Origin of the sequence: Marinobacter sp. bablab_jr008, assembly GCF_016464145.1 — a bacterium.
Taxonomy (GTDB): domain Bacteria; phylum Pseudomonadota; class Gammaproteobacteria; order Pseudomonadales; family Oleiphilaceae; genus Marinobacter; species Marinobacter nauticus.
This window is the reverse complement of record NZ_JACDWW010000077.1, coordinates 78,024-103,443: the sequence shown is the minus strand read 5'-3', so window position 1 is coordinate 103,443 and position 25,420 is coordinate 78,024. Positions and strand designations below refer to the sequence as shown.

Here is a 25,420-nt window from a genome sequence, read left to right as displayed (position 1 = left end):
GTTTGAATTGGAACCAAAGGGCGCTGGCGAGCGTCCGGAACTGAGATTCCCGGGGCACGGAGAAGGTTGATGGTAAATGCCAGCCAGGCCGCTGAAGGTTATTCGGCGGTATTTTTTATGGACGGTAGCCAGGTTGCCCGGCAGATGAGACTGTCGGAATTTGGCGCTTTCCTGGATGGCTATGTTGGTCTGTCAGACCTGGCCGAGACTGATGTCCGGGCGGTTCTCGTCAATCTCAGCACCGATCTGAATGTGCGTTCTCTGGTGTTCTTCCGCATCTGGTTTGATGAGGAGGGGCGCGCAGACAGCCACTGGAATGTCCCCATTGAAGCGCTGGCAGAGCAGGGCGCGAAAGGCCCCAACATGGGGGGCGGCCCTATCAGGCTGGTGTGTCGTAGTCAGTGTCCGGATCCAGAGTTTGCCAATGAACTCTGGGACCCGGACATGACCCCCGGAAACAACCATTTTCAGGCCATTCGCAAGGCGGTTGACGCCAATACTCTCCGTTTTCAGAAGATCGAGCCCGAAGAAGAGAATATCCCGGTACTCACTGCCCCGACCCCGCAATCGAACAGTGACGATGGTAGCCGTGACCGCGCGCGTCTGGCTCAGGTCCTCCGCGAGCAACGGCTCAGAATCAAGACGCTCCAGAGCGTCCATCGGGATTCACTGGCTGACCTTCAGCGTGAGCATCGCAATGAAATGCAGGGGCTGCGCAGTGAGCTGGCGGACCTGGAGCAGCGACACGAACGCCTGAAACTGACCAACGAGCAGTTGAAAAAACGCCTGTCCCAGCGCAATGAGCAATACCTGAGCATGCAGGAGAAAATGGCGGAGGGCAGTGCCGAACAAGGCAGGGAAGATGCCAACGCCAATGCCGAGACGGTGTTGTTGCGGGAACAGTTGGAGCGCAAACAGCGGGAGCTGGAATTGCGTGACGACAAGATCGTGGCTCTGGAGCAGGAGAACCATGAACTCCGCCATCGCCAGCCTCCGGAAGATTCCCTGCTGGAGCAGCTGCGCACCCAGGCGGTATTCCTGGTGGCCTACCACCCCGGTGTCGGGCATATTACTTTGCCCTACGAAGACATCGACACTTACTTCGGGAACCCACTGGCCTATGCCGCAGAGCGCTGTGGCATGAATGAGCCAGCCTATCGGGAATGGCTTGCCCACTATGAACACCCCGTATGCAAACATGTTGATGACGAAGGCAAAGCCTGTGGCGAGCCCATCATGCGCGTGACCCAGCCTGCCGAATTCGAGCCCGGACAGGACGATCGCTGCGACCAGCACAAGGCCTGATCGGTATCTTTTTTCAGAATCTGCCCGAGTTTCGTTAAACTGTTTCCTGTTTCATTCAGAGACCACGGGACACTTCATGGACCAGTTCAGGAATATCGGCATCGTCGGGCGCATGGGCAGCGTCAAGGTGGTGGAGTCTTTACGGCAGCTCAAGCAGTACCTTACCGCCAACAATTACCATGTGATCATCGAGGAAGACACTTCCACCATGATTCCTGGTCATGGTTTGCAGGTGGCCAGCAAGAAGCTCCTGGGTGAGATCTGTGATCTGGTGATCGTGGTCGGGGGTGATGGTAGCCTGCTGGGCGCCGCCAGGGAGTTGGCCAAGTCCAAGATTCCGATTCTTGGCGTGAACCGCGGTCGACTGGGATTTCTGACCGATATCTCGCCGTCAGATCTTGAAGAGCGCCTGGCCCGGGTTCTTGAGGGCGATTACATCGAAGAATCCCGGTTTTTGCTGGATGGCCATGTTGAGCGTAATGGCCAGCCATTGGGGTATGGCTCGGCATTGAACGACGTGGTTCTGCATCCGGGCAAATCCACGCGCATGATTGGCTTTGATCTGTTTATCGACGGTCATTTCGTCTACAGCCAGCGTTCAGATGGTTTGATTGTGGCGACGCCGACCGGCTCTACAGCCTACTCTCTGTCGGCTGGTGGCCCGATTATGCATCCCAAGCTGGATGCGGTGGTGCTGGTGCCCATGTTCCCCCACACCCTGAGCAGTCGGCCGATCGTGGTGGATGGTAAAAGCGAGATCAAACTGGTGATCGGCGAAACCAATGAGACCTATCCACAGGTCAGCTTCGATGGTCAGATGAACATTGCCTGTGCCCCGGGGGATATCATCAGAATCACCAAAAAACCATTCAAGATCCGTCTGATTCATCCCACCGATCACAATTTTTACGCGACCTGCCGGGACAAGCTGGGCTGGGCAAGCGAAATAGCAGCGAGTTGATCATGGCGGCAATCAAGACAACCGCACATCGCGGCTACGACGTTATTGGTGACATCCACGGCTGCGCCCATACCCTGGAGCGATTGCTGGAGCAGATGGGGTATCGGAAGCGGAACGGCATATACCAGCACCCCAGCCGACAGGCCATTTTTATCGGCGATATTATTGATCGTGGGCCGAGAATACGGGAAGCGTTGCACCTGGTGCGTGACATGGTGGAGCACGGCTTTGCCCGAATTGTCATGGGCAACCACGAGTACAACGCACTGGGTTACTGCACCCGGGCACGGCCAGGCAGCGGCAAGAAATTTCTGAGGGAACACAATGCCCGCCACGATCGGCTGATCAAGGAAACCCTTGAGCAGTTTGATGCGTATCCACACGAATGGAACGAATTTCTGGAGTGGTTTTATAGCATTCCGCTGTTCATTGATGAGGATGGCTTCCGCGTGGTGCATGCCTGCTGGGATCAGACCCTGATTGATCAGTTCCGCCAGAGCCAGGGCGGCGCCTGTATCGACGAGGATTTCCTGCACGCCTCGGCGGCCATCGAATCCTTTGCCGGGCAGGTGATGGATACCCTGTTGCGCGGAACTGACCTGCGCCTGCCGGAAGGGATGTCCATTACGGGCCGGGATGGCTACGTCCGGCAGTTCTTCCGTACCAAGTTCTGGGCAGACGACCCGCAAACCTATGCAGATGTGGTGTTCCAGCCGGACCCGCTGCCGCCGGAGGTGGCCAGCAGGACTTTGCGCGAGGAGGAGCGCAAGCAGCTGATTACCTATCCACTGGACGCACCGCCGGTGTTTGTCGGGCATTACTGGATGGAGGGTGCCCCTGCTCCGCTCAAGCACAATGTGGCGTGTATTGATTTCAGCGCCGTGAAGTATGGCAAATTGGTGGCCTATCGGTTTGATGGGGAAAAGGTGCTCTCTTCGGACAAATTTGTCTGGGTTGATGTTGACCGGCCGGAGCAGCCCGATTACCCGACCAGCGAAGATAGTGTCGCCCGCTAACACCAGAGAGGTAGTTTTGGATAGTCCGTCGTCTTCTCCGATCACTCCTGGCGGCCGCTGGCAGCCGGCGCCCCGTCATGCCCCTTTTGTCATTGGCGTCATCGTGGTTGCCGTGGTGATGGTATGGCTGACCGGCATGGGGCAGAGCAATTTTGCCGCCGCTATGATGATTGTCGACCCCCGGCCGTTCAGCTGGGATACCTTCAGCACACTGGCAGGGCGCCTGGAAGCGCTCTCTATCACCCTTTCGGAAGGCCAGGTCTGGAGGCTGCTGACGCCGGATTTCCTGCATTTCAGCTGGACCCATATCATCTTCAACTCGGTGATGCTCTGGTTCCTGGGCAGTCAGATCGAATGGATGGACGGCCGGGCACGGCTGGTAGGACTGTTTCTGGCCACCAGTCTGGCGTCCAATCTTCTACAGTATCTGGTGTCCGGCCCGCTGTTCGGCGGGCTCTCGGGGGTGGTGTACGGCATTCTCGGTTATTGCTGGTTGAGCCAGCGAAGACTGCCGCGTTTCCAATTCCCGCCGGCACTGGTGACCTTTGCGCTGGTGTGGATGATCATTGGCTTTACGCCAGTGCCGGAGATGATTGGCGTGGGTCGCATGGCCAATGAGGCACACCTGGGCGGTTTTCTGGCCGGGTTGGCGATGGCGGCGATCATGCCTCCTCGTCGATACCGACGCTGAAACAAAAAAAAGCCCCACCAAAAGGTGAGGCTGTTAAAAGAGCTTTTAGCTCCTGATGAGGGAGTTTTCGGAGGCAATAAAAACAGGTGCTTACATGGGTTTTTGGCTCAGGTATACAAATAGGTATACACGAAGCTAGCTCCTGTCATCCGCTTGCTCGGCGTCTTCAATCAGCTGCTCGCTGTACCGATAAACATCCGAAAGCCGAAACATAACCCGCGCCATGCGGCCGTTTCCGGCCTTGTGTCCCTTCGGACAGCGATCATCACGCTTACGCAGACGGTCGAATTCGGTGGGGCTTCTGCCGATGATCGCGGCCGCCTCCTTCCGTGAGACCTGAACGTACTTCGGATCAAACCGTTTGACCGGTGGCGCCTCCCGCTTGCTGGTCTCTATTTGCATCATGATCAGGCTCCTGTCGTGATTTCGTGTTGCTGATTTCCTTCGCGCCGTTTCTGCCGTCCGCGCCAGCGCTGATAGTGTGCTTTGATCTGCCGGAACCGGGTGGCGGCCTGGACGTTATGGTCCAGTTCCGCCCGGCTACCGATGTTGCAGGCGGTCAGGATCAGGTCCCGGGCGTCTTCCTCTGAGTGGGTACCATCCGGAATGTGAACGCCGCCTTTGTGGCTCTGGGCTCGATCCAGGTAGCGGCGGAATTCCGGATCCTGGCATAGCATGGCGGCGGATCTGGCCAGGTGGCCGCCTTTCACTTCATTACCGGACATTATGAACCTCCATATTCTTGCCGTTCGGTGGTGTGATCTCGTAGCCGAGTGATTCGAGAAACCTGATAGAACGCTCTATCTGGGTAGACCGTTCGTTGACTTTGCGCAGCCGCATGGGCTGGCCTTCATCCTTTAAGCGCTCGATTCGTCCGTTCTCTATATCCCAGCTCAAAAGCGCAACCACACGCTTCTGAGGAATTCCGGTCAGCGCTTCCAACTCAGCAGATGATCGGGGTTGGCCATCCTTTAATGCTCGTCGGAGTGTCTCGGTTTTGTTGCTCACGGTGCCTCCTCACCTTCATCCGCATCATTAAAAAGACACTCGCCACAGAAGTATTCGTCGCTGTCCGGGTCCGCGGGGTTCTTGGGAGACATTGGACCTTCGCCGCATTCCGGACACGTTGGGCCATACCCTTTCAATTGTTCTTCACCGTCGGCCTGCTCTTTCAATGCCTTCTCCCGTCTCCGATCGATGAACTCCTGGCGCCAGTCCAGCGCCTTCTCGCAGGCCTGCTCGTAGCTCTCGGCATAGATCCACTTAATGCTGTAGTAGCCCCAGGAAAGGCGATGGGAATCAGCCGTGATGTCCTGCGGTACCGGCGTGGCGAACTTGACCAGGTAGCCGAACTTCTGGTTGTCGGTGAGGTGCTCGAAGATCAGGCCTTCGTCGTCCAGGTCGTAGGGCGGCTCGATGCCGATCTCTTCCCAGATCCGGTCTGGCTCGTCTTCCATGAACGCTTCCCGGGCAATGTCCGGCCAGGCGTCCTGCGCCAGCATGGTGGGGATGTGGATAATCCCCTCTGCCCGGATGTTGTTTTCAAACATCATGTCGATGATTGCTTCTTTCACGCTGCGTTCTCCTGTTCCAAAACCCGCTTTCTGTCTTCCAGGTATTCCCGGTTTACCTGGTGCCACCGGTCGTATCGCTCCTGGCTGAAGCCTGGGCCGGCCATTCGGGTGATGATCTTCTCGTTGTCGGTGATCCGGCGGATGACTTCCGCCGGGGCGTATTGGTAGTGCCAGAGCTCCAGCGGATCCTCGGGTTTCTTCCCGTGCCAGGTCTGGCAGATCCAGCCCAGGTCATACACCTGGTCGGTGCGCTGGGCGTTGAGCGCATCGGCGCGGAGCTGGTGGTACAGGTCCTCTACCTGCTGGATGTTGTAGCTGGGCAGATCAAACAGCCGGCTTTCCATCCAGCTCTTGCCGTCTGGCGCGCGACACAGGGCCCTCACTCCGACGAACCAGTTACGCGGGCGATTTACCAGGTGGTGGGCGAGGTCTTCGCCCATGGTGATCCAGCCGAACGGGGACCACCGCTCGGCGGTGGTGTATTGCTTGCCATCCACCGGGCTTGTCAGGCCCTCCCAGGTCCACACCCGGGAGTTGGCGAACAGGCGCTGGTCTCTGGCGATCGCGCTATGGTTTTTCCTGCGGTTTCGCTTCTTGCTCACTGCTGGAACTCCCCAATCTTGTTCAGCGCTTTGCGCCCGGCACGGAGCATGGCCTGGCGGTGGCTTTTCTTTTCAATGCCGCGAGAGTTCATAAGTTCCAGAACTCTGATCACCTTGCGAATCGTTTCTACCGGTTCGGTCTCGGCATGGCTGGTGATGCTGATGGCGCAATCGTCGGCGCTGGTGCCGATTAGGGCGGTCATTTCTTTTTCTTGGGTGGTTTCAATTAGCCCTCCGTAAGATGCGCGAACCGCCGTTCGTGCTTCATCCTCCCGGAGACCTTCTTCAAATTCCTGTCTGGTGACTGTTTGCATGCTCATGCCGCTGTCTCCTTCAGCTCGACTTCGATGGGCTTGTTCAGTGCGATCAGGTGATCCAGGTAGCGGATGAACTGTTCCAGGCTGGCCATGCGCGCCAGGTATTCGTCGTTCATCTCGCTCTTATTGAGCCAGTCGTAAAACGTCAGCCTGATATCGATCTCGGCCAGCTTGTCCGGCAGCTCAATTTCGTCCCTCCATTCGGTATTGGCCGGCATAATCCTGATATCGGTGCTGTGCGTGTGGCCGTGAATATTCAGGTGAGCCTGAACAATGCCGCGGCGGTTCAGCACCATGCACTGCAGCAGCACTTCCTCCGTGGCCAGGTGCAGGTTTTCGATCATTTCTTCTTCGGTTAGCGTCAGCATTTTCATTATTTCTCCTCGGCCTTTCCGGCCTGTCTTTATCGGTAGTTCCGAGTTCTTGCTTCCAGCAGCTGCTGGCAGTCCACGCAGGTGGGGCAGCCGGGCAGCGCTTCCCGCCGTTTGGCCGGGATCTCGACACCGCACTCTTCGCAGTGAGGGTCGTCACTGGTCGCGGTGGTCCGGTTGCGCTGGTTCTCAAGGGCAAGTTCCAGGGACTGCTCGATGTAGTCGCCAGCGATGTCGGCTTTATCCATGGTTCAGGTGCTCCGTGGCTTCGGGGTTCAGATCGTTGGCCGGTACCAATCGCACCAGGCCGGCTTCCATGCATGCGGCGGCTTCCTCGGGGGAATCGAAGATCAGGACCATGGCCACGCGGTGGTGGCAGCGGCCGTGGTCTTCGTTGATCACTGTGAGCTCGCCAACGTCATGCAGGCGGGCTTCCGGGGTGGTCTGTGTTGTGATTGCCTGTTCCATACTGCTCTCCTGTCTTTTGAAGAATGGGTAACCCCAGTCCTATCACGTGTTTTCAGAATGCAACCCCAGAGGGGTCAGTTAACCCAGCTCGCCGTGTGTTTGGTGCCTTCCGGCTGGTGTTGGGCGATGCCGAGTTTCCGGCTTACGGCATTCAGCCCTTTCACAGTGATGACGGTGCGGCCGTAGTGGCTGTAGCCGGCCACCGGGTGGCGGTACATCTTGGTAATCACGCGGAACACGCCCCGGCCACGCCAGCGGCCCGTTGGCAGGTTGTCCCTACCCAGCATTCCTTCCTCGCGCAGGCGGCGGATCAGGGTGTTTCGGCCCATGTTCAGCAGGGCGGCGGCTTGGTCGAAGGTGTATTCCACGGCTGCTTCCTCCTTACACTTCTTTCTCGAAGATCCAGCACCGAACCGACGTGCTGGCAGATGAATTGAGGCTCTCGCGAATGACCGAGCGCACGGTGCGGCTGCTTTCGATGAACTTCCGGCTGCGGCTGGTCTTCAGGTGGCGTTTTAATTCCGATATCGGGGGGATGCGCAGCTTGGCTTCGGCGCACACCTGCTCGAAATGCTTCAGGTTCACGGCGATCAGCTTCTCGTTCTCGCCGTAGTGGTTCAGCGTTGGGGTGCCGTTCAGGCCCTCGATGAAGTCGTAGGCTTCCCAGAATTCCTGGACCATCGGGTGGTCGGCGTTCACGGAGGTCTGACGCTCCTTGGCCATGTCGATGATCATTTCCCGGGCTGGTTCCAGGTAAGATTCGGGCAGAAGATTCAGCCCTTCCGGGCCGAGGCAATCGATCAGGGCGGTCATCTGGCCGTGGTTCTTGGCAATCCGGTGGATGCGGATTTCCGGAAGTTCAGCCAGGGCCTTTTCGTACTGGGGCGCCCGCTCGCACACCAGGCGCATGATCTGTGATTCCGATGTGGTGGCATGCAGGGCGAAGCCGGAGACCTGGTTCATGGGCCAGCGCTCCAACTTCTCGGCGAGGGCCTTGGTGGTCTCGTTGTGGTTTTCGCGGGTCACACTCACGTGAACGATCCGCTGCAGCACCGCGTCGCTGGCGTTCACCTGGGCGTTCTGGCTGATCACGATGGCGCCACGAAAGGGTGGCTCGTAGGTGTCGTTGCCGCCATTCTTCTGGCCACGGCTGCGCACGCTGCGGCCGTTGTAGGCCGTTTTGAGTTCGTCCCAGTCGAACTGCTTCTGCTTGGCGCCGGCTTCCTGGTCCCGATCTGACTCGATCAACACCACCGGCAGGTTGGATACCTGGGCAAAGTTCCGTGCCCGGGCGGCGAGGGTGGCCTTGCTCGGGTCGAAGCCCTCGTAATCCTGACGACCTACCAGCTTCCACAGGAATTCGATCAGCGTGGACTTACCGGAGCCCGCCTCACCGACGATCTCAATGAACGGGAAGCTCTTGTGTTCCTTACGGATCTGCTCGGCGAAGAGGCTGCCCAGCCAGTAGGCCAGGGCAATCACACCCTTCGGGCCGAAACACTCGGCCAGATCCCGGGCCCATCCGCGTTGGTAGTCGCCGCGATCTTTATTGATGGAGAGAGAAACCGACTCGGAGAGCGTCTTCACAGACATTCGGCCGATGTCGTAGTAATCCTCATTATTCAGCTCGTGGATTTGGCCCGCGTGAACAGCCAGTTCCGGGAATACCCAGGTTTCGTGCTCTTTGCTGTAGCCAATGAAATCGATGGTCTCAACGGTTTTGATACCGCTGATTTGCTGTTTCAGAAGGCGATCCAGCTGCTGGCTGGAGCCGGTCCATACGGCGCCGGGGGCTATGCCCAGCAGGCGCTTCTTAAATTCGCTGGCACTGGCCAACTGGCCGCCGCTGAAGGTGTTCTTCACGGGCCGGCCGTCGTGCGGGAAGTCCACGCGGTAGTAGTACCAGGACTCGTCCGTCACCTTGTTGGCCAGGTAGTACAAGGCGGTGGGGTAGCAGTTGGCGATCTCCACCACGGCGTTGCATTGTTCCAGGGCCCGGTCGACCATCTGGCGGTCTGTCAGCGGCTCGTCGCTGTCCTCCAGGTCCCGCATTGCCCTGTGGAATTCCTCCATGTTCAACTTGAACCAGAACAGCCGGTTGTTGAAACCGAACGGGAATTCATTGCGCCCGGTGTGGCTATACATCCGGTTCGCTTTTTCCTGGGCGCTGCGGGCAATCACCAGGTCGCCCTGGTACAGAAACTCCTTGGTGGTGGGCTCGCCGTCTTCTTTGATCAGCTCGCCGCGCTGCCAGGCGTCGTTCCAGTCGCGTTTGTGCTTGCCTTCCTGGGGGATGACAGCTGCGCCTACCTTCCAGCCCTGGGACCGGGCGATGTTGGCGAACTTGCGGATGTAGCGAACGCCGGCTTCGTCGCCGTCCATGGCCCAGATCAGGCGGGGCAGTTCCTCGCCGGCTTCCTCCCGGGCCTTCTGCAGTTCGGCCAGGAAGGTATCCGGGTAGTTGTTGCAGCTGAAGGCAGCCACAGCAGCGATACCGGCGTGGTATAACGCGGTAGCATCGAAGATGCCTTCCACGATCCAGAGCTCTTTGCCCTGAGCCAGATCCAGCCCGGGCGGTACCCAGGCGAGACCCTTGGTTTTGCTGCCGTAGTTGAAGTGGGCCTTCTTCTTGCCGAAGCGGTGCGGCTTGTCGATCAGCCGCTCCCAGTAGTCGCCTCGATCGTTTATCTTGAAGCGAACCGTGGCGGAACCGATATTGCGCTCTCGGTCCCAGTATTGCTCCTGGGTGTACCAGCCCAGGACTTTGGTCAGATCGAAGCCACGGCCATGCACCATGTAAGCGTCGGCCACTTCGGTACCGGTTTCCTTTTCGCCGGCTTTGCGATCCTTCCGGCCGTAGCGCTCCGTCCAGCTGTCGAACAGGTCCGGGAACAGCTCTTTGACGTGGTGCTGCTCCCCGCATTTGCTTTCGCGGCCGCACTTCACCATCCAGGGGGTCTCGGTGCCCACGAACGCCTCTCGCTTTCCGCAGGAAGGGCAGCGCAGGCGGCGGAGGAATGAGCCCCGTTCTACTCCGTCAAAGTCGCTCTGGAGCCGGCGCAGGATGTCGGCCCGTAGTTGGTCTTGCATTCGGAGCGCTCCGGATCAGGCGGGGAGTTGGATTGCTGTGGCCTGGTCCCGAAGCTTGAGCAGCTCCTGAACCGAGAAGATGCTGGTGCGGCCAGACTGGTCGTGAACCACCACCGTGTTGCCGGTAGTGAGACTCACGTCGACATAGGCCTTCGGCTGTTTGGTGCCTTCCAGATCGTGCCAGGCACGAATAACCAGCAGGGACGCCCGGCGGCGGGAGCACTGGTATTCCTCCATCAGGCTATCGACGGTCATTTCGATGCATTCCCGGGCATCTGTGCTGCCTTTGCGAAGGGCCAGAAGCTGGGAATAGGCGGCGTCAGTCATGCTTTGAGCTACTGCGTTCATCGCGTTGCGTCCTTCTTTTTAGGTGAGTACTTCTCGTAGGCCAGCTCCATTTCCTGCTGGCATTGCTCGCGGACTTCTGGAGCGAGGGGGATCTGGCGGACATTGCCGTCTGGGTCCAGAGAAAGCCGATCGGTATGGGTGAGGAACACCACGCCTTTGTATCCGCAGTGGTCCGCGTCCTGGCAGAACACGTAAAGCTGCCGCTGTGCCGAGATCATCTGCACGCTGGTGCGAACTCGGCAGACACCGGCGCAGTGGGGGCAGAGTATCCGGAGGAAGTTGTTCCGGACTCCGGACTGGAGCCGCTGCTGATTTTCAGCATCTGGGGTGCTCGGGTTCTTGGCCTGCAGCACCGGCCCATAGGAAACCTCCACGGAGCCGCGGTATCCGCATTCGATGTTCCGGCACTGAACGAAGGCATCTTTGCCCTTCTGCTGGATCGCCCTGCTGGACTGGATCGAACAGGATTCGCCGCAAGCCGGGCAGCCGATGGTCAGGTAATTGCGGGTTATCTGGTTGAGCTTCACTTTCTGGGGCCTCCTACGGCATGAAGCGCCCGGTTTCTGCCGGTCAACTTCAGGCTGGCTCCTCGCATGCGTTGTTTGATCAGCCACTCGGCGGCCTGATCCATGGTTTCCAGGCCCTGCTGTTTTCGAATGGTGTCCAGCAGTTCGGCCTGTTGGTCCGTCAGTTCCAGGGTGATTTCCGGCATCGTTTGAGGACCTCAAATGGTGCGAATGTGGGCCTCGGAAAGTGGCGCACCACCGGCCATGCTTGGAGACGTGGGCAGAAGTGCCGCCTCAGCCTGAGCGATCAGCATCTGGCGTAGCAGGCTGGCTCTGTCGGTACCGGTGTAATCCACCAGTGCGTTGATCACGGCAGCCTCGTAGTCGTCCAGATTGAGGCTCACACGGTGTTTGCGGATGCGTTTGGGGTCCTGATACATGCGGCTACTCCTTCAGTGCTTCAGGCAGACGTTTTGCGCTGGTAGTCATTCAGGCCTTGCAGAAAGAAGATGCGGGCCTGGGATGCCAGGGAACGGCCTTCCGCCAGGGCGGCCTGCTCCAGGGCGGAACGTTCTTCCGTGAGAAGGCGAAGCGCGATCGGCTTCGCAGTTAAAACACCGACGGGTGCGCGGTGGCTGGGACTGGGTTTTTTTGCACCTTGCATGGTGTATCCTCTGTGTAACGCTGAATTACACAGAAGGATAAACGCCATTTGGATAAACAATCAACCAAATGACGGATGAAATTTAACTATGGAAAACTATCTGACTGATAAAAGTCTTTTGGCTGAACGCATATTAAGCCGAATGAAAAGTGTTCTTGGTGTCACGATGGACAAGGATGTCGCGGCATATTTCGATATTAAGCAGGCAAGTGTTCATAACTGGCGCAAGCGAGGGACGGTTCCATACGATCAGTGTGTCCAGCTCGCTATGGATAAAGGTATTAGTCTCGATTGGCTGATTATTGGCCGAGACTCAGACGGTCAGGTTGACAGTTTTCCAGTCGCTCAAGATGTTGAGTACACCGAAGTACCGCTTTATGACGTGGAAGCAAGCGCTGGCAATGGCTCCTTCTTCAGTCATGAGCGAGTGATTAGCTACATCAAATTTCGCAATGACTGGCTCGCCCGTGAGGGCCTCCATGCAAAAGACCTGGCTTCTATTAGAGTCTCTGGAGATTCGATGGACGGCACACTCTCTGATGGCGATACGGTTCTGATCGATTGTTCCAGGAAGAAGCCAGATGGTGTTTTTGCTATTCGGATTGGGGATGCACTCCGAATAAAGCGTTTGCAGACCATGGCTGATGGCAGCCTGCGAGTGTCCAGTGATAACGCTCTGTATCAACCTGAGACTATTCATCCGGAGAATTTCGGGAATATTGAGATTGTGGGGCTTTGTTATTGGCGTGCGGGCCGGGTGTTTTAGCAGAATAAATAACTAATAAAAACGCGCTGGATATAATTATTAAAAAGGAGGTACGCAAAAATAATGAACGGTATAACTATAAACAAAGTTATTATCCATGGATTCAACAAAGATAAGAATGGGCCGGTAGAAGATCCGGATTGGGGCAGCATACTTGATACGACAAACAAAGGTGTCGTTCGATTGTTAGAAGCTATACTCGATGCCTATGGAAAAAAACACAATCGGGTTCAGTACGGCACTTTCTGCGAACCGTCAAGGAGAGGAAAATTTGCTGATCACTTCATGTCTTATTACGAGCTTCATTCTATTGAAGACCAGAATTTTGAAGACTTGAGTACAACAGCCATTAACGAACTGATGCGAACGGCCCATTCAGCGTCTGCGGCTACCGGTGGTTATATTGTGTTTTATGATTATCTGAGAGATGGTGTCAGGTTCTTCATGGTAGCTATGGTAAAGCAGCGGCCTGGACTTAGAATTACAGAGAAAATGGTTCCTGAGCTGGTGACTGAGGTGGAAACGAATAAGCTACATCAGGCCGCGAGAATTAATTTTCAGAAATTCTCAGAGTACAATTCGGCTACAGACGAAGAAAAGCAAGAGATTAGCTACCTTAACTTCCTTAGCCCAGCGGCATCGGCTGGGGCCTCCACGTATTTTATTCTGGCGCTGGATTGTATACCCGGCGTAGCCACATCTCGTGCAACGACAGCTGTAATTCGCGAAGCTTTTGCTATCTATAGCGATAACGGTAAACTGAAGCATCACGCACATGACATGCGCGCTGAAATGGTCAGTTTTTTAAAAGATAAAGCTGAGAATCAACAGCCAGTAAACTTACATGAAGTTTCAGCTATATTCCAAAAACATTTGCCGTTAAGTGTTTCGGATGAGGCTGAAGAAATAACTCAGAAATATATCGATACTTTGAATGACGAGTCAAATGCTGTTCCGTTTCAGTTTAATGTTAACAAAACTAGTACCAATGCATTTTCTCAGGTCACCGCAAAAACTAAGGCGTGGTCATTTAATGTGGAGTATAGCGTTTTGGGGGATGAACCTGGGGCGACAGTATATTATGATAGGAAAACTGGCTCTTTGACATTCACCGAATTGCCTGACGATGTAAAGCAAAAAATAATCAATGATCTGGATGCTAGGCAGCAATGACCATACGGACTTTTGTAGATTTATATAGGAGATCCGGCAAGCCTGGTTTAGTCGATGGCTGCTTTGCGGCAACCATTGAATATGAGGGTGCAAAGGATTTACTTGCCCGAATCTACGCAAAGAACAGCTCCTCGGTCCGTAGTTGTCGGGTAGACGGTCAGTTTGTGATGGAGAGTGTCGACCTTCCAGATTCTGGCAGCAAGGTGGAATTTGAGATATTGGTTCCATCTAATACTGATAGTAGGTTTTATCAGTCCCTTTGTGACATGCTAAATAAATCGCCAAGGGTATCTCAGGGAATATTGCCGTCTGAGTACTATTTGGTTCAAGAGGACTTTTATAGTCTCGAAGCAGATGATAATTCCGAAATTTCAAATGGCCTTGTAAAGACTTGCGAGCTTATCAGCTATTTGGTCAACCTTTCTCACTATAAAGATAAGACAAATGCTCAGCTAGGTGAGAGGTTGGTTTTTGTAAAACACGAAAGTGACAGGCATGACATTCCTATCGTTATAGAAACGAAGGTTGTGTCTTCGGTGGTTTACGCCGCATCTGCGATAAGTTTGGATATTGTCAGATCTCTGTGCGACGACAGTCAGTACGAGGATCCACATTACACTGCTCGTCTTGGTGTGTTCCACACGTCAATTGCTGAGTTCTGCAATAGGTCAGTAGATAATGAGGCCGAGAATTTTAAGAAACTGGTTGTTGAATGGGACGAATTCCTACGGTTATATCATAATAACTTAGAGGTTTATTTAAGCGGGTTCGCTTTTCAGAAAGCTAAGAAGGAAGTAGCTGATGCGGAGTTGGAGCTTGCAGCAAGTTACTCCAAAGTTCTATCGGATATTTCTGGGAAGCTTCTCGCCATTCCAGCATCGTTTGCCGGTTTGGTTGCGCTTTTAAAAGTAGAGGGTATTGCTCAGCAATTTCTTTCTGTTTTGGCCCTCGTAGGTGCGGCATTAATTGTCGCAGCTTCTGTTGTTAACCAAAAGCGTCAATTTAAGCAGGTGAGGCATGCTCGCCGTATTGTTTCTGACTCGCTTGAAGGTGAGAGCGCCCGTTATCCCGAAGATCTAAAGTCTAGAATACAGGAAATGAACAAAAGTTTAGATCGTGGCGAGCGTTGGATAGGAAACATGTTGTTTGGGATGCGTTTCTTAGGATGGATGCCTGCTTTAATTGGCACTTTTATATATTACGAGTTAAATGGTGGTCGTGATGCGTTTAATCAGGGGGTCAATCTGATATCGATGATGTTGGTTAAATCTCTATCGTAGTTGGCGTGTATTCTTAAACCGTTTTCCAGTATCTCAAGATTTTGTCTCTGTATCTAACGTTGTGACCAGTCCCCCATCACTCAAACTGTGACTGGCCCTGGTTACCACCCATTCCCGCCCGTTGATCTGCCGCTTGAATCCCTCTGCCCGCAGCTGCCACTCCGGCCCAACATCCGGCCTACCTGTGGACAGAGTAATGGTTAGCTCCGCCTCACCACGGTTCAGTCGTCGAAGCTCAGCCTGTGCCGCGGCCTTGGCCTCGCTCTCATTAGCATAGGTACCTCGCAGTCGTTTCACCCGTTCTTCCGTACCCTCCTGCACCTGAACCTGCTGGCCGGCGTCGACATCGTCCCAGAAGGCGATGACACCCGTGTAGCCGTCGCGATCGGTTTCGCGGTAGGTACCGCTGTCGCCGCTGCGAGGCCTTACGGTTATGGAGGGCAGGGCGGTACCGCCGGCGGTGGCCGCTTCTCCTCGAGGAGTGAATAGCAGCCTGCCCGCTTTCACGGTGGCGATCGCGTCGTGGCGTTCTCCCAGGCGAGTGAGCAGATTCAGATCGGATTCGTCGGTCTGGTCCAGGTGTTCGATGCTGATCGAAGCCAGGCTGCCGCCGATTACGGGCTCAAGCTCGTTTTCCCGGGCGATGGTGGTTACCAAATCGCTGAGGGTTACCTGGTCCCAGCTGCGGGTTCGGCGTGTGGGCAGGCCGTTGCGCATGTCGGCGCTGCGGGCGGTTATGTTCAGTACGTTGGGCGCCCAGCTGTACGAAGCCTCGTCCACAATGAACAGGCCCTTCTCGAATAGCGGCTGGCCTCTCCACCCAATAGCCAGTTGGATCTCTGCGCCCTTGGGCGGGATCTCCAGGGTATTGTCGTGGTCGCTGAGGGTGAGGGACAGTGTGTCAGCCTCATCCCCTGGTGTTTCATCCAGGGTAAGGTCTATCAGCCTGCCGTTCACCGTTGGAGTGATGTTGCGGCCGTTTACCACCAATCGATAATCAGGGGCTCGGTGCTGCATCAGGCGATGCCTCCGCTATTGCGCCTGGGCTGGTAAAGCCCGAGCCCGATCGCGGCATCCCGGCTGGTGGCGGCACGGTCGCGGAAGGCCTGAAAGTCGTCCTCGTCTACCCGCACCAGGTTGATGGTGAAGTCGATCTTGCGGGGTACCCCATCGGAGAAGAACACGGTACTGGTTTCTTCAACGCCAGTGACACACCAGAATCCGAACACCCGGCCAGAGCCTTCAATCAGGGGCCAGGCCTTGCCTTCGTCGGCCATGATGCGCACGTCGTCCAGGGTTACGCGGCCGCCGGTGAGCTCCGGGTAAAGGGTGCCACTCAGGGTGATAGTGTCTTCACCCGGGCCCAGGTATTGGTAAGCGGGGCGCTGACCAACGCGGCTTTGGCTGGGGTGTCGCCACTGGGTGCTGCGCTGGAGCTGCTGATATGGCAGCGACTGCACTTCGAAGACGAACATTCCGAGGGTCATCATCATGGCTGATTACTCCCTGTCATACAGTGCACTGCGGGCACGGGTGGCTTTGCGGCGGTCGCGCTCCTGGAGAATCCGATCGATCTGGGCCGCTATCTCTCGTTCGCTTTGCCCTGGTGCTGCATAGACATTGATCGTTACGCTATCGCCAGCAGTGGCTGCAGAAGGCGAGCCGGTGGCGATCGGTGGGCGGTTGTCGAACTGGACGCCGGCCGCAGCGGGCAGGGCGGACGCGCCAATGGCAATGCCGGCCCCTACACTGCGCACACGTTTGCCGAACCCGCTGACCTGCTTCAGTGCCGCCGGTTCCTGTTTCTGGATACCTTTCCGGTATCCCTCGAGGGTGTCCTGGCCAGCGCTCATGAATACCCGGGACGGTGACTTGATCCCGAGAACGCCCTTGAACCAGCCGATAGTTTTCTGGCCTGCGTTCACGATGGTGTCTTTCACCTTTTTCAGGCCGCCTAACAAGCCACCCACCAGACCGTCCATGATCATGGAGCCAAAGCCGGAGAACTTGGCTGGCAGGCTCTTGAAGAAGTCCATGATGGCGCCCCAGTTCTTGTAAATCAGGTAACCGGCGCCGGCGATAGCGGCGATGATCAGACCGATGGGGTTGGCGGTAAGCGCTACTCCGATCGCTTTGATGCCAGCCGCAACGGCCGGTAAACCGCCGGCCAAGCCGACGACTGCACTGGTGGCCATGAAAATGGCCTTGCCGAAGGCGAGGATGGCCATGATGGGCTTCATGGCCAGAACCACGGCTAGGATCATCCCCAGGTTATCGAAACCGCCCACCATGGTGGCGAGGTTACTGGTGATCATGCCCAGTGTCTTTGCCGTGGATGCGGCACCGACAGCAATATCACGCAGCACCGGGATGGCGTTCTTGAGCTTGGTACCGAAGGTGGAGGCGAACGCGCTTACCTGGTCCCGGTTCTCCCGCATCCAGGCGGAGAGGTCACCCATCATGTCGGTGATGGCGGGCATGAGCTCGGCGCCGATGGTGTTCTTCATGCCAGCCATGCCCAGCTGTGCGTCCAGCATTGCATCCTTGAAGGCTTCCGCGTCTCGGGCGGCCTGTTCGCTGAGCACATAGCCCGTGGCTCGGGCATCGCGTCTCAACGCCTGAAGGCCTGAACTGCCATCCTTCAGCATGTTGACCATGGCCACACCTTCGCGCCCGAACAGCTGAGCGGCGATGGCTACTCGCTGTGACTGGTTCTCTACGGAGGAGAGCCGATCGGCCACTACTTCCAGGCTTTGCTCTGGGGTCAGCTTGGCCAGGTCTTCAGCGGAAAGTCCCAACTCCTCGTAGGCCTTGCGGGCAGCGCCGGTGCCTTGGGTGGCTTCGCCCATTCGCTTGATGAACCGTTCCAGACTGGAATCGAATTTCTCGGTAGACACGCCGGAGCGCTCAGCGGCGTAGCGTAGTTCCTGGAAGGGGCCGAGTGCGATGCCGATCTTGTCGCCTGTTTTCGCTACCTGGTCGCCCAGGGTGGCCGTGGAGTTCGCGATACCGAAGATGCCAGCGGCAGCACCGGCGCCAACCATGGCCGTGCGTCGGCCGAACCGGCCTACTTCACCGGTCATGTTGCTGAACTTTCCGGATATGTCGGCCTTGCCCAGCTGATCCAGGTACTTCCTCTGGCGCTGGATTCGGTTGTTGGTAGCCTGCATCTGATCGGCCAGGCGCCGTTGCTCGCCGGATAGGTTGCGCACGTCCACGCCGGCATCGCTCAGCCGCTTGCGGACTTTGCCCAGCTCCTTCCGCTGGTCCTGTCCCTTGCGGGTGAATTTCTCCACCTCCTGCCGGGCTTTGTTGTACTCATTCCGAAGTTTGGCGGTCGGCTTGCTGGTTGTTCGGAGCTCGTGGCCCAGGCGGCGAACGCGCTCCTGTGATTCAGCCAGGGCCTTGGCATTCTTGCCCAGGGCATCGTCCATCCTGCGGAAGGATGAGATGTCACGCTGTGAGTTCTGCAACTGCTTCGTTTCCGCCTGGGCCTGTTTCAGCGCTCGGGCGGTACCGGTGGTGGTTGCGTCGATCTTCTTGAGGGGTTTGGTGAGCTTGTCTCTGGCGGCGAGTACCACCTGCAGGTCGAGGTTCTTGGCCATTACTCCTCCGTCGAGCTTCGCCTGCGGGCGTGTTCCCGCCACTCCATGAGTTCAGAAAGGGGCATGTCGTTCATGTCTGACGGCCGCCAATGGAAGATGGCGGCGATGTCAGCCATGGCTTCGTCTACGCGGTGTGGGATTACCCCTTCAACCGCTTCGGCAGCAAAAAACCGGCGATCTCGGTACCGCAGGCGGCCAGATCGGCCGGGTCCATCTCACGCACTTCCTGTTCGGTGAGGGTGGGGTTGCTGATGCGCGGCAGCACCTTGGTGATGCTGTCCACGTCCATGTTGATCAGGTCTGCCAGGGACAGGCCACGCAGTTCGCCAGAGGCCGGCTTGCGCAGGGTGAGCTTGGCCACCTCCTCCTGGTTGCGCTTGATCGGGGTATCCAGTTCGACGGTTGAAGTTACGGGCTTACTCATGAATCAGGGTCCTTACAGGCCAATGTTGCGGCGGTGTTCGGCCAGGCGATCCTGGCCTCGGATTCGCTCAACCATGCCGGGCACGTCGATCTCGACCACTTCCTCACCGCCGATGGTGAGCTTGAAGTAACTGAGTGTGGTGGTGACGGACAGGGTGTTGTCACTGCCAGGCTCGGCATCGCCCATGGCAATTTCTCGGTGACGGCCACGGACCACGATTTCCACGGGCAGGGTCTCGCCGGTGTCATCGCGCTGGTAGCTGCCGGAGAAGCGCAGCAGGTCGGCGTCCAGCTGGCTGGTACCGAAGTTGTCGAACAGGCCGGGGATGAGGCCTGCCGGGGTCCACTGGAACTCCATCTTTTCCATGCCCTGGTCGATGTCCACCGGGGCGTTCATGCCGCCGCCACGGAACTCCTCCATCTGGCGGACCATGGGCGGCAGGGTGAGGGAGGCGATCTGGCCCTGCCAGTTATCGCCGTTGCCGAACAGGTTGAAGTGCTTCAGCTTCTTGGGAAGTGCCATTGCTCAGCTCCTTATGCGTTCACGCGGGCGGCGAAGTCGGCCAGGTACCGGTCGGTGATCCGCTGACGGAACAGCAGGTTCTCCAACGGTGGTACCGGGGTGTAGTCGTAATCGATGTACAGCTTGCCGGCCTTCAGGGTGTCTTTGGTGTTGATCTCCGGATCCAGCCAGGCGCGTGCATCCACGATCAAGCCCAGGAGCTTCAGCTCGCGGAACTTGGCATTGATCCCTTCCAGGATGTCCTTGGCCAGTGATGGATGCATTGGTTTGTCCACGGCCCACATGTGCGCCTCAGCGATGGTGTCGGCGAGGATCTGGGCCGTGCGGGTGTAATTCTCGAAGGCGAACAGCGGATCCGAACTGCAGGTCCGGGAACCCCAGAAACGGAAACCGTCACGCTGGATCAGGGTGGTGACTTCGTTGGCGTTGAGCAGGCCGGCGTCGGTGTTCGGGTCCTGCAGATCCCAGTGCACGTCCTTATCGATGCCCGTTACTCCGTTTACCGCCACGTTAGACAGCGTCTTGTGCCAGCCCACCTGCTGGTCGATCTTCGCGCGCAGGCCCATGGCGCGAGCTACAGCGGCGGCCTGTTCCACGGTTGCGGTGTTGACGTTGAACGCGGTGAAGTCCGGCCAGATCAGCATCAGTTCCCGGGCGCCAAAGCCGTTACGGTAGAGGATGGCCTCAGAGATGGTCTGGCAGTTGTGTGCGTAGGCGTATGCGAATGCCCGCAGCTGCTGGGCAATGGTGATCAGCTCAGCAGTGACGTTCTCGGTGTCGAGACCGGGAACACCCAGAATGCGGGGTTTTACGCCCAGGTTCTGCTCGGCGGCCAGCAGTGCCTTCATGCCCGTTTTCTTGCCCTGGGCATTGGTAGTGCCGATCACGTTGGCTTCGGTGTCTTGCTCGGTCTGGCCCTCGGCAACCCGAACGACAACCATGATCGGTGAGGTTTGGTCGCCGATCGCATCCAGGGCCTTGGGCAGGGTGCCGGTGGTGCCAGCATTGCCGATCGCTTCGTCAATTCGGGTGACCAGAACCGGGGTATTCAGCGGGAAGGGCTCGTTCTCGCCACCGGCCAGGCTGGTGAAGTCCACGGCATTGACCAGGCCGGAACCATCGCTGCCGGCATCGTTGGCAGCGGTGACCAGGGCTGAGGCCTCGGCGCTGCCGTTGATGGCGGTAACCACCTGGTTGGCGGTGCTGGTGATCACGCCGGAGGCGTCGGTGGCCAGTGTTACGGTGATATCGTTGCCGCTGACACTCACGGCCAACGCTTCGGAATTCGCCGCTGGATCGACGTAGCGGACGCGGATCTGGTTGCCGGCGGTACCTACGGCCGCTGCAGTGATCAGCACATCAGCATTGTTGGCAATGGCCGGAACAACGGCTTCAGCCGCCACGCCAGGCAAGGCTTCGGGGGCTGTCGCAACCAGGCCGATAACGGCGGTGGAAACAGTGCGAATGGTACGGGTGCCTTCGTTAATCTCAAGCACCCGGACGCCGTGGTGGTATTGGTCGGGCATGACGCCTCCTGGTCATCTCAATGGCGGTGTTTTAACTGCCATAATGAACGCTGAAGGCTGAGAGGCTAGGTTGTGGATTTGTGGCAGGGAGCGATACAAAAAACGGGCAGGTTTAGCTCACAGGAATGAGCGCCGGGGACAGGAGAAGATCCCTTGGGGTTATTCTGTGGCTTCTATCACCACGAAGCAACGGGCAGCCGGCCTGCTCAAATGCCCAGGCGATCAGCTCAGAGCAGAACCAGGCATTCTGGTCCTGCCAGTTTCGGCGGAAACCCCAGCCGAGAATACCCGGCCAGTCGTAGGGCCTACCGATCTGGCTGCGGGCTGCCTCGATCGTCTCCACCGAACCAGACACTTGAAATCGTGCGTAGGTCTGGATGGGTTCGGGATCTCGAATAGAGACACCATAGCGGGCCGTCGCTCCTAGTAGTCGCCCGTCGTCCAGCACTAAATCCACGTGACTGTAGGGTGACCATGTAGCCCAGCGGATCACTTGGCTACCGACCCCTTTTGTGGTCGAGAACTGGAGTGTGATCATGTGGGCTCCATTGCATTCAACTGATCAATAAAGGGTTGAGCTATACCGGAAAAGTCGCTTCCGTCAGGTGCTGATTTGACGGAGGCCTTGCCTGCAAGTCGGATTCTTCGAATAGTGATCAATACCTGTTCCCAGTCTGCTGCGGTTTGCTCGATGCTAGCTGCAGCTATCTCGAAACTGATACCTTCAGCCTCTGCCCAATCTTTGACGGCGGGCGGCACATTTTCTGAGGGGCTGCCTTCCTGTCGCCACATTTCTACCTGTTGCAACGCGAGTCGATACTCTTGTTCAACTAATTGTCCTGCACTTACATAGCGAGATCTGGCGTTGCCAGCTGCTGTATCGATGCTGACAATCGCTCGGTTTCGAAGCACGGAGTCTTCTTCTGATGGAGTTGGTACCCAGGTTGGACGACCATCTTCACCGGGACCTCTTTGCATCCCAGGAGGGGGTGAACTCAGACCATAGGTAAGCCATTCGGAATCGGTGACCTCAATTACATCAGCGGGCAATTCGTCCTCTGGCCAGCCTTCTTTGAGGGCGTAGAGCTCAATCATGTCGTCAGGTAAGAACGCGTTTTTACTGCTTTGGTAATACATGGCTAGTCCTCAGTATCCAATGGCTGACCATCCGACGGTCAAGCTTATGTTGTTACCTATGGGCGCCGCACCGGGTTCGGCGGAGTAAAGAGCCAGCTGTCCATCGTTTTGACTTTTTCCGGTGGCTTGGGAGATGACATAGCGATTCGTCAGTTCGCTAACGTGCGTAGGCTGGAAAGAGACGCACTCGTTTGGGAACGCGATTGGAAAAATCACGCTTTGAGTGTTGGTGGTAACCGTGACTTCACCCCATTGACGGATCATGCCGTTGGGAAGCTGCTCATACCCATTGGTGGCTTTCACTGCTGGCATATTTCCGGTGTGGGCGACTTCTACCCATGGCTGCCATCCATTAACGCCATTCAATCTCCGGAAGAACATTCTGTTTTGGTCATAGGGGATAAAGATTTGGCAAGCATAACTACCATTGCTCCCATGCCTTGCGACATAGAGATATCCATTCTCGTCAGCGTCTGCTGGCCGATTGCTTTCACCAGCCGGATTGCCTGTTGAATAGTAAAAGCCTGAGGCGACTACTTCGTTGATATCTCCAGACCTCAGAGATCCACCGCCTAAACCAAACTGGCCGAACGCCTCACGCACTCCAGCAGCATCGGGGAATTTTCCTGGCGTGCCTTGCTTGGCTTCGGATGTGGATGCTTTTTGTCCCGAATGAAGGGCAGTTTGGCCTTCTGGGATTCCGTGTACTCCACCGGTTTTTTCGTTGTGAGAATTCACAGCGCTATCCGAATAGCCACGGGTAGCGAGAACCACCGATGGATCTACTTTGAGTGTCACTGCCTCGGTGTCGGAAACTTCCATCACGAAGCGGATTGTCTGAGTTCGGCTGGAGCCTTCGGCCAATACTGGCTTGTAGGTCTCTGGGTAGTTGCCATACCCGATCAAATCGCCATCGATATCGAAAACCCCGATCTCTCGAATCGTCCAACCGCCTACGTCTGGAGGTAGTACTTGCTCAACTACTACCCAGTTGGGATTCTGGCCATCCACTTCACTCAGGTTTATCGGTGCACGGCGCACTTCATTTACCAGGGCGGTACGGGAGGTTTCGGGCGTTGGCAGGGCGCCATTGCCGTCACCTACTGCCAGATCGGTGATTTCAATGGTTTGCCCCAGGGCGATCGCGTTCGCCAGCTTGGCCTGGCCTACGTCAGTGAGGATGGTGTAGAAGCTTGGCATGCGCTCTCCTATTGCGGATAAACCGTTGCTGAATCGTTGCTGTCAGTTGCCATGCAGACGAATAAAGGTCCGCTTACGGCGATGGTGCCAGGCTGATAGGGCAGGACTGCTGTAGCATCGCCATCGTAAGTAGCTGCACCAGCGTAGAAAGTGCCGAACGTCTCGCCGGCAAGGTCCAGCCCCGTGATGTGGCGGCTGGCAGGTTTTGCGTCATCGATGAGCCTTTCCAGTTCCTGGTACATGGCATCTGTGATGCCGGTGTTCAGTACACCGATGCGCAGCGCGAACGTCCCCGGCGTGCCCACTGGTGTGGTTTCCCACCATTCGGTTACCTCCAACAGATACCCAAGCGGCTCGACGACCCGGCGTAGGGCGCTGATCGTTCCCTTTTTCTTGTGCACGTAAAAGCTGGTGGCGATCACGTCGCGTTTGGCCGCTTCCGTCCAGGTTGGGTCCCAGCGATCGACGCTGAAGGCCCAGGCCAGATAAGGCAGCAGTCGCGCCGGGCAACTATGCGGGTTCCATAGGGTGCGCAATGGCACTGGTACCCGCTGGATATCGGCCAGAGCTTCAGAGGCAGCCCGTTCAAGCGGCGTCGCGTTGCTGGGTAGCAGAGGAGTGCGGTCGTCACTCATCGGAACCACCAATTACGACGCTAACGCTGGTGCAGTAGGCTGCCTCGGTCTCGTCCAGCACCACGTCCGACGCGGGTGAAGTTAGCTCCACTCGCTGGACGCCTTCTACGTGCAGGGCTGCGTGTAGAGCTGAGATGCGTATATCCCGACCAATACGGCGCTGGGTGCCGATATAGTTGTCGAGTGAGGCTCGGGCAGCTTCGATGATGGGTTCCTGTTCCGGGCCAGGGTAGACGTATAGGGTAGCTTCTACCTGGTAGTTAATGATGGTCGCCGACTGAACGGTCAGGCGGTCGCCGACCGGGCGGATATCCTCTGCAGAGAGGGCCGTGTCGACGTTGGTGATAATTTCCTGACTGGCTGTGCCATTGCCTTCAGATGACAGAAGGGTGACCGTTACATAGGCCGGGTTTGGACTGATCGCCCTGGCATCAGAAACCCGGCCATCAGCCGACAAGGCATGGAACTCGTAGGCTTTGGTTGGTCCGGCCACACTCAAACCTTCCCAGGACTGTTGTGAGCGCAGCCGCAGGCTATCGTTGGATTCGTAGGTGGGCTGTATCGGCGGGATGGAGTTCGGATCGCCTGGATCCACCATCAACCGTTCGGTGTCGAAGTTGGCAACCAGGTTGTCCAGATCTTCATCCTCGGCAAACGCCAGCATGTTGGCCACTGCCGCTTCGTTTACCCGCTTACGCCATACCAGCTCACGGTAGGCATTCTCCTGCAACTGAATGGTGAGGGGTTCGGATTCCAGGGCGAGCGTTTCCTCCACCTCCTGGCGACGATCTTCAGGTACCAGGGAAAGCAGTTTCTGTTTCCGTTGTTCCAGGATGGTTTCGTAATCCAGCTCCTCGATAACCTTGGGCTTGGGGAGTCTGGATAGATCAATGGGGCCGCTCACAGCGTACCTCCTACCGGCACGCGGATCTGATCGGATTCACCGGTGTCAGTCCTGGTCAGAGAAATCTCAAGGGTAAAGCGGCCGTCCTCGCCCATGGAGCGGTTGACGTTGCCAACGCGAACCCTTGGTTCCCACTGTTGAATGGCAACAACGGCCGCACTGTAAAGCCTGAGCACGGTGGCACGATTTAGGGGTTGATCAATCAGTTCAGGGATCAACGAACCGAAATCCCGGCGCATAACGCGGGATCCCAACGGTGTCGCTAAAATGGTACCGATGCTCTGACTGATATGTGCTGTTCCTGACAGGTAACGGCCCGTCGCTGCATTCATTCC

36 protein-coding genes are annotated in these 25,420 nt (G+C 57.0%); 7 read left to right on the top strand and 29 right to left on the bottom strand.

Features of this window, described 5'->3' with window-relative positions; translation table 11 throughout:
- Window positions 1-69: 69 nt before the first annotated feature.
- The 4 genes from JIF53_RS16295 (at window position 70) to JIF53_RS16280 (ending at window position 3,973) form a co-directional block, all read left to right on the top strand.
- Window positions 70-1,305: a DNA repair ATPase gene (locus tag JIF53_RS16295; protein WP_011785546.1), complete on the top strand. Its 1,236-nt coding sequence runs from the start codon at window positions 70-72 to the stop codon at window positions 1,303-1,305.
- 76 nt (window positions 1,306-1,381) lie between these two features.
- Window positions 1,382-2,266 carry an NAD(+) kinase gene (locus tag JIF53_RS16290; protein ID WP_011785545.1) on the top strand — a complete coding sequence of 295 codons (885 nt, stop codon included), beginning with the start codon at window positions 1,382-1,384 and terminating at the stop codon, window positions 2,264-2,266.
- Between the two features lie 2 nt (window positions 2,267-2,268).
- Window positions 2,269-3,282, top strand: a complete 1,014-nt coding sequence (locus tag JIF53_RS16285; RefSeq protein ID WP_011785544.1) for a metallophosphoesterase — start codon at window positions 2,269-2,271, stop codon at window positions 3,280-3,282.
- 16 nt (window positions 3,283-3,298) lie between these two features.
- Entirely contained in the window at window positions 3,299-3,973 is a 675-nt protein-coding gene (locus tag JIF53_RS16280) for a rhomboid family intramembrane serine protease (protein WP_206769636.1), read from the top strand.
- 135 nt (window positions 3,974-4,108) lie between these two features.
- Here the strand turns inward: JIF53_RS16280 and JIF53_RS16275 are convergent, their stop codons facing one another.
- From JIF53_RS16275 to JIF53_RS16200, 16 genes are all read right to left on the bottom strand, one after another.
- A complete protein-coding gene (locus JIF53_RS16275; protein WP_199453374.1) occupies window positions 4,109-4,378 on the bottom strand; it encodes a hypothetical protein in 270 nt (89 codons plus the stop codon).
- Between the two features lie 2 nt (window positions 4,379-4,380).
- Complete coding sequence (locus JIF53_RS16270) at window positions 4,381-4,698, bottom strand: hypothetical protein (protein ID WP_199453372.1); 318 nt, start codon at window positions 4,696-4,698, stop codon at window positions 4,381-4,383.
- Window positions 4,688-4,981: a hypothetical protein gene (locus tag JIF53_RS16265; RefSeq protein ID WP_199453370.1), complete on the bottom strand. Its 294-nt coding sequence runs from the start codon at window positions 4,979-4,981 to the stop codon at window positions 4,688-4,690. Before JIF53_RS16265 ends, JIF53_RS16270 begins: the two co-directional genes overlap by 11 nt.
- Window positions 4,978-5,547 (bottom strand): hypothetical protein, encoded by a 570-nt coding sequence (locus JIF53_RS16260; protein ID WP_199453368.1) that lies wholly within the window; start codon window positions 5,545-5,547, stop codon window positions 4,978-4,980. Before JIF53_RS16260 ends, JIF53_RS16265 begins: the two co-directional genes overlap by 4 nt.
- Window positions 5,544-6,149, bottom strand: a complete 606-nt coding sequence (locus tag JIF53_RS16255; protein ID WP_199453367.1) for a hypothetical protein — start codon at window positions 6,147-6,149, stop codon at window positions 5,544-5,546. The genes JIF53_RS16260 and JIF53_RS16255 overlap by 4 nt, the downstream gene beginning before the upstream one ends.
- Complete coding sequence (locus JIF53_RS19505) at window positions 6,146-6,469, bottom strand: hypothetical protein (protein WP_228285589.1); 324 nt, start codon at window positions 6,467-6,469, stop codon at window positions 6,146-6,148. Before JIF53_RS19505 ends, JIF53_RS16255 begins: the two co-directional genes overlap by 4 nt.
- Window positions 6,466-6,840, bottom strand: coding sequence for a hypothetical protein (locus tag JIF53_RS16245; RefSeq protein ID WP_199453365.1), 375 nt, complete (start codon window positions 6,838-6,840; stop codon window positions 6,466-6,468). The genes JIF53_RS19505 and JIF53_RS16245 overlap by 4 nt, the downstream gene beginning before the upstream one ends.
- Before the next feature lie 29 nt (window positions 6,841-6,869).
- A complete protein-coding gene (locus JIF53_RS16240) occupies window positions 6,870-7,085 on the bottom strand; it encodes a TraR/DksA family transcriptional regulator (RefSeq protein ID WP_199453363.1) in 216 nt (71 codons plus the stop codon).
- Window positions 7,078-7,305: a hypothetical protein gene (locus tag JIF53_RS16235; protein WP_199453361.1), complete on the bottom strand. Its 228-nt coding sequence runs from the start codon at window positions 7,303-7,305 to the stop codon at window positions 7,078-7,080. Before JIF53_RS16235 ends, JIF53_RS16240 begins: the two co-directional genes overlap by 8 nt.
- Before the next feature lie 74 nt (window positions 7,306-7,379).
- Window positions 7,380-7,673, bottom strand: coding sequence for a phage antirepressor KilAC domain-containing protein (locus JIF53_RS16230; RefSeq protein ID WP_199453359.1), 294 nt, complete (start codon window positions 7,671-7,673; stop codon window positions 7,380-7,382).
- Window positions 7,674-7,686: 13 nt separating this feature from the next.
- Window positions 7,687-10,395, bottom strand: coding sequence for a toprim domain-containing protein (locus JIF53_RS16225; protein ID WP_199453357.1), 2,709 nt, complete (start codon window positions 10,393-10,395; stop codon window positions 7,687-7,689).
- 15 nt (window positions 10,396-10,410) lie between these two features.
- The gene (locus tag JIF53_RS16220; protein ID WP_199453355.1) at window positions 10,411-10,743 is read right to left on the bottom strand and encodes a hypothetical protein; all 333 of its coding nucleotides are present in this window, start codon (window positions 10,741-10,743) and stop codon (window positions 10,411-10,413) included.
- Window positions 10,740-11,270, bottom strand: a complete 531-nt coding sequence (locus tag JIF53_RS16215) for an ogr/Delta-like zinc finger family protein (protein WP_199453353.1) — start codon at window positions 11,268-11,270, stop codon at window positions 10,740-10,742. The genes JIF53_RS16220 and JIF53_RS16215 overlap by 4 nt, the downstream gene beginning before the upstream one ends.
- Window positions 11,267-11,455: a hypothetical protein gene (locus tag JIF53_RS16210; protein WP_113878899.1), complete on the bottom strand. Its 189-nt coding sequence runs from the start codon at window positions 11,453-11,455 to the stop codon at window positions 11,267-11,269. The genes JIF53_RS16215 and JIF53_RS16210 overlap by 4 nt, the downstream gene beginning before the upstream one ends.
- Before the next feature lie 12 nt (window positions 11,456-11,467).
- A complete protein-coding gene (locus JIF53_RS16205; RefSeq protein ID WP_108019134.1) occupies window positions 11,468-11,689 on the bottom strand; it encodes a hypothetical protein in 222 nt (73 codons plus the stop codon).
- Between the two features lie 20 nt (window positions 11,690-11,709).
- Window positions 11,710-11,913 carry a hypothetical protein gene (locus tag JIF53_RS16200; RefSeq protein ID WP_108019135.1) on the bottom strand — a complete coding sequence of 68 codons (204 nt, stop codon included), beginning with the start codon at window positions 11,911-11,913 and terminating at the stop codon, window positions 11,710-11,712.
- 88 nt (window positions 11,914-12,001) lie between these two features.
- Between JIF53_RS16200 and JIF53_RS16195 the strand changes: the two genes are divergently transcribed.
- The 3 genes from JIF53_RS16195 (at window position 12,002) to JIF53_RS16185 (ending at window position 15,132) form a co-directional block, all read left to right on the top strand.
- Entirely contained in the window at window positions 12,002-12,679 is a 678-nt protein-coding gene (locus tag JIF53_RS16195; RefSeq protein WP_199453351.1) for a LexA family transcriptional regulator, read from the top strand.
- Window positions 12,680-12,742: 63 nt separating this feature from the next.
- Window positions 12,743-13,852, top strand: a complete 1,110-nt coding sequence (locus tag JIF53_RS16190) for a nucleoid-associated protein (RefSeq protein WP_199453349.1) — start codon at window positions 12,743-12,745, stop codon at window positions 13,850-13,852.
- Complete coding sequence (locus JIF53_RS16185; protein WP_199453347.1) at window positions 13,849-15,132, top strand: hypothetical protein; 1,284 nt, start codon at window positions 13,849-13,851, stop codon at window positions 15,130-15,132. The genes JIF53_RS16190 and JIF53_RS16185 overlap by 4 nt, the downstream gene beginning before the upstream one ends.
- A 33-nt stretch (window positions 15,133-15,165) precedes the next feature.
- On the opposite strand, the gene JIF53_RS16180 is transcribed toward JIF53_RS16185, so the two are convergent.
- From JIF53_RS16180 to JIF53_RS16120, 13 genes are all read right to left on the bottom strand, one after another.
- Window positions 15,166-16,149 (bottom strand): contractile injection system protein, VgrG/Pvc8 family, encoded by a 984-nt coding sequence (locus tag JIF53_RS16180; RefSeq protein ID WP_199453346.1) that lies wholly within the window; start codon window positions 16,147-16,149, stop codon window positions 15,166-15,168.
- Window positions 16,149-16,625 (bottom strand): phage tail protein, encoded by a 477-nt coding sequence (locus tag JIF53_RS16175; RefSeq protein WP_108019140.1) that lies wholly within the window; start codon window positions 16,623-16,625, stop codon window positions 16,149-16,151. Before JIF53_RS16175 ends, JIF53_RS16180 begins: the two co-directional genes overlap by 1 nt.
- A gap of 6 nt (window positions 16,626-16,631) precedes the next feature.
- Entirely contained in the window at window positions 16,632-18,737 is a 2,106-nt protein-coding gene (locus tag JIF53_RS16170; protein ID WP_199453344.1) for a hypothetical protein, read from the bottom strand.
- Window positions 18,737-18,853 carry a GpE family phage tail protein gene (locus tag JIF53_RS16165; RefSeq protein ID WP_108019142.1) on the bottom strand — a complete coding sequence of 39 codons (117 nt, stop codon included), beginning with the start codon at window positions 18,851-18,853 and terminating at the stop codon, window positions 18,737-18,739. The genes JIF53_RS16170 and JIF53_RS16165 overlap by 1 nt, the downstream gene beginning before the upstream one ends.
- A gap of 23 nt (window positions 18,854-18,876) precedes the next feature.
- Entirely contained in the window at window positions 18,877-19,161 is a 285-nt protein-coding gene (locus tag JIF53_RS16160) for a phage tail assembly protein (RefSeq protein WP_199453343.1), read from the bottom strand.
- A gap of 12 nt (window positions 19,162-19,173) precedes the next feature.
- Window positions 19,174-19,683, bottom strand: a complete 510-nt coding sequence (locus JIF53_RS16155) for a phage major tail tube protein (protein WP_199453341.1) — start codon at window positions 19,681-19,683, stop codon at window positions 19,174-19,176.
- A gap of 11 nt (window positions 19,684-19,694) precedes the next feature.
- Window positions 19,695-20,834 (bottom strand): phage tail sheath protein, encoded by a 1,140-nt coding sequence (locus tag JIF53_RS16150; RefSeq protein WP_416234189.1) that lies wholly within the window; start codon window positions 20,832-20,834, stop codon window positions 19,695-19,697.
- A 487-nt stretch (window positions 20,835-21,321) separates the two neighbouring features.
- The gene (locus tag JIF53_RS16145) at window positions 21,322-21,747 is read right to left on the bottom strand and encodes a hypothetical protein (protein ID WP_199453337.1); all 426 of its coding nucleotides are present in this window, start codon (window positions 21,745-21,747) and stop codon (window positions 21,322-21,324) included.
- The gene (locus tag JIF53_RS16140; RefSeq protein ID WP_199453335.1) at window positions 21,744-22,346 is read right to left on the bottom strand and encodes a hypothetical protein; all 603 of its coding nucleotides are present in this window, start codon (window positions 22,344-22,346) and stop codon (window positions 21,744-21,746) included. Before JIF53_RS16140 ends, JIF53_RS16145 begins: the two co-directional genes overlap by 4 nt.
- A 9-nt stretch (window positions 22,347-22,355) precedes the next feature.
- Window positions 22,356-23,546 (bottom strand): phage tail protein, encoded by a 1,191-nt coding sequence (locus JIF53_RS16135; protein ID WP_199453333.1) that lies wholly within the window; start codon window positions 23,544-23,546, stop codon window positions 22,356-22,358.
- A gap of 8 nt (window positions 23,547-23,554) precedes the next feature.
- Window positions 23,555-24,181 carry a phage tail protein I gene (locus JIF53_RS16130; RefSeq protein WP_199453331.1) on the bottom strand — a complete coding sequence of 209 codons (627 nt, stop codon included), beginning with the start codon at window positions 24,179-24,181 and terminating at the stop codon, window positions 23,555-23,557.
- Window positions 24,174-25,085 (bottom strand): baseplate assembly protein, encoded by a 912-nt coding sequence (locus JIF53_RS16125; RefSeq protein WP_323127206.1) that lies wholly within the window; start codon window positions 25,083-25,085, stop codon window positions 24,174-24,176. The genes JIF53_RS16130 and JIF53_RS16125 overlap by 8 nt, the downstream gene beginning before the upstream one ends.
- A complete protein-coding gene (locus tag JIF53_RS16120) occupies window positions 25,082-25,417 on the bottom strand; it encodes a GPW/gp25 family protein (RefSeq protein ID WP_228285588.1) in 336 nt (111 codons plus the stop codon). Before JIF53_RS16120 ends, JIF53_RS16125 begins: the two co-directional genes overlap by 4 nt.
- Between the last annotated feature and the right edge of the window lie 3 nt (window positions 25,418-25,420).

Excerpts from the sequence above, each read along its gene's own strand:
- JIF53_RS16120 (WP_228285588.1), bottom strand. The coding sequence starts at position 25,417 with ATGAATGCAGCGACGGGCCGTTACCTGTCAGGAACAGCACATATCAGT.
- JIF53_RS16205 (WP_108019134.1), bottom strand. The coding sequence starts at position 11,689 with ATGTATCAGGACCCCAAACGCATCCGCAAACACCGTGTGAGCCTCAAT.
- JIF53_RS16235 (WP_199453361.1), bottom strand. The coding sequence starts at position 7,305 with ATGGAACAGGCAATCACAACACAGACCACCCCGGAAGCCCGCCTGCAT.
- JIF53_RS16270 (WP_199453372.1), bottom strand. The coding sequence starts at position 4,698 with ATGTCCGGTAATGAAGTGAAAGGCGGCCACCTGGCCAGATCCGCCGCC.
- JIF53_RS16295 (WP_011785546.1), top strand. The coding sequence starts at position 70 with ATGGTAAATGCCAGCCAGGCCGCTGAAGGTTATTCGGCGGTATTTTTT.
- JIF53_RS16275 (WP_199453374.1), bottom strand. The coding sequence starts at position 4,378 with ATGATGCAAATAGAGACCAGCAAGCGGGAGGCGCCACCGGTCAAACGG.
- JIF53_RS16140 (WP_199453335.1), bottom strand. The coding sequence starts at position 22,346 with ATGTATTACCAAAGCAGTAAAAACGCGTTCTTACCTGACGACATGATT.
- JIF53_RS16245 (WP_199453365.1), bottom strand. The coding sequence starts at position 6,840 with ATGAAAATGCTGACGCTAACCGAAGAAGAAATGATCGAAAACCTGCAC.
- JIF53_RS16175 (WP_108019140.1), bottom strand. The coding sequence starts at position 16,625 with ATGATGATGACCCTCGGAATGTTCGTCTTCGAAGTGCAGTCGCTGCCA.
- JIF53_RS16290 (WP_011785545.1), top strand. The coding sequence starts at position 1,382 with ATGGACCAGTTCAGGAATATCGGCATCGTCGGGCGCATGGGCAGCGTC.
- JIF53_RS16180 (WP_199453346.1), bottom strand. The coding sequence starts at position 16,149 with ATGCAGCACCGAGCCCCTGATTATCGATTGGTGGTAAACGGCCGCAAC.
- JIF53_RS16225 (WP_199453357.1), bottom strand. The coding sequence starts at position 10,395 with ATGCAAGACCAACTACGGGCCGACATCCTGCGCCGGCTCCAGAGCGAC.
- JIF53_RS16160 (WP_199453343.1), bottom strand. The coding sequence starts at position 19,161 with ATGAGTAAGCCCGTAACTTCAACCGTCGAACTGGATACCCCGATCAAG.
- JIF53_RS16285 (WP_011785544.1), top strand. The coding sequence starts at position 2,269 with ATGGCGGCAATCAAGACAACCGCACATCGCGGCTACGACGTTATTGGT.
- JIF53_RS16170 (WP_199453344.1), bottom strand. The coding sequence starts at position 18,737 with ATGGCCAAGAACCTCGACCTGCAGGTGGTACTCGCCGCCAGAGACAAG.
- JIF53_RS16145 (WP_199453337.1), bottom strand. The coding sequence starts at position 21,747 with ATGATCACACTCCAGTTCTCGACCACAAAAGGGGTCGGTAGCCAAGTG.
- JIF53_RS16165 (WP_108019142.1), bottom strand. The coding sequence starts at position 18,853 with ATGGCTGACATCGCCGCCATCTTCCATTGGCGGCCGTCAGACATGAAC.
- JIF53_RS19505 (WP_228285589.1), bottom strand. The coding sequence starts at position 6,469 with ATGAGCATGCAAACAGTCACCAGACAGGAATTTGAAGAAGGTCTCCGG.
- JIF53_RS16195 (WP_199453351.1), top strand. The coding sequence starts at position 12,002 with ATGGAAAACTATCTGACTGATAAAAGTCTTTTGGCTGAACGCATATTA.
- JIF53_RS16190 (WP_199453349.1), top strand. The coding sequence starts at position 12,743 with ATGAACGGTATAACTATAAACAAAGTTATTATCCATGGATTCAACAAA.
- JIF53_RS16200 (WP_108019135.1), bottom strand. The coding sequence starts at position 11,913 with ATGCAAGGTGCAAAAAAACCCAGTCCCAGCCACCGCGCACCCGTCGGT.
- JIF53_RS16130 (WP_199453331.1), bottom strand. The coding sequence starts at position 24,181 with ATGAGTGACGACCGCACTCCTCTGCTACCCAGCAACGCGACGCCGCTT.
- JIF53_RS16220 (WP_199453355.1), bottom strand. The coding sequence starts at position 10,743 with ATGAACGCAGTAGCTCAAAGCATGACTGACGCCGCCTATTCCCAGCTT.
- JIF53_RS16210 (WP_113878899.1), bottom strand. The coding sequence starts at position 11,455 with ATGCCGGAAATCACCCTGGAACTGACGGACCAACAGGCCGAACTGCTG.
- JIF53_RS16240 (WP_199453363.1), bottom strand. The coding sequence starts at position 7,085 with ATGGATAAAGCCGACATCGCTGGCGACTACATCGAGCAGTCCCTGGAA.
- JIF53_RS16135 (WP_199453333.1), bottom strand. The coding sequence starts at position 23,546 with ATGCCAAGCTTCTACACCATCCTCACTGACGTAGGCCAGGCCAAGCTG.
- JIF53_RS16185 (WP_199453347.1), top strand. The coding sequence starts at position 13,849 with ATGACCATACGGACTTTTGTAGATTTATATAGGAGATCCGGCAAGCCT.
- JIF53_RS16155 (WP_199453341.1), bottom strand. The coding sequence starts at position 19,683 with ATGGCACTTCCCAAGAAGCTGAAGCACTTCAACCTGTTCGGCAACGGC.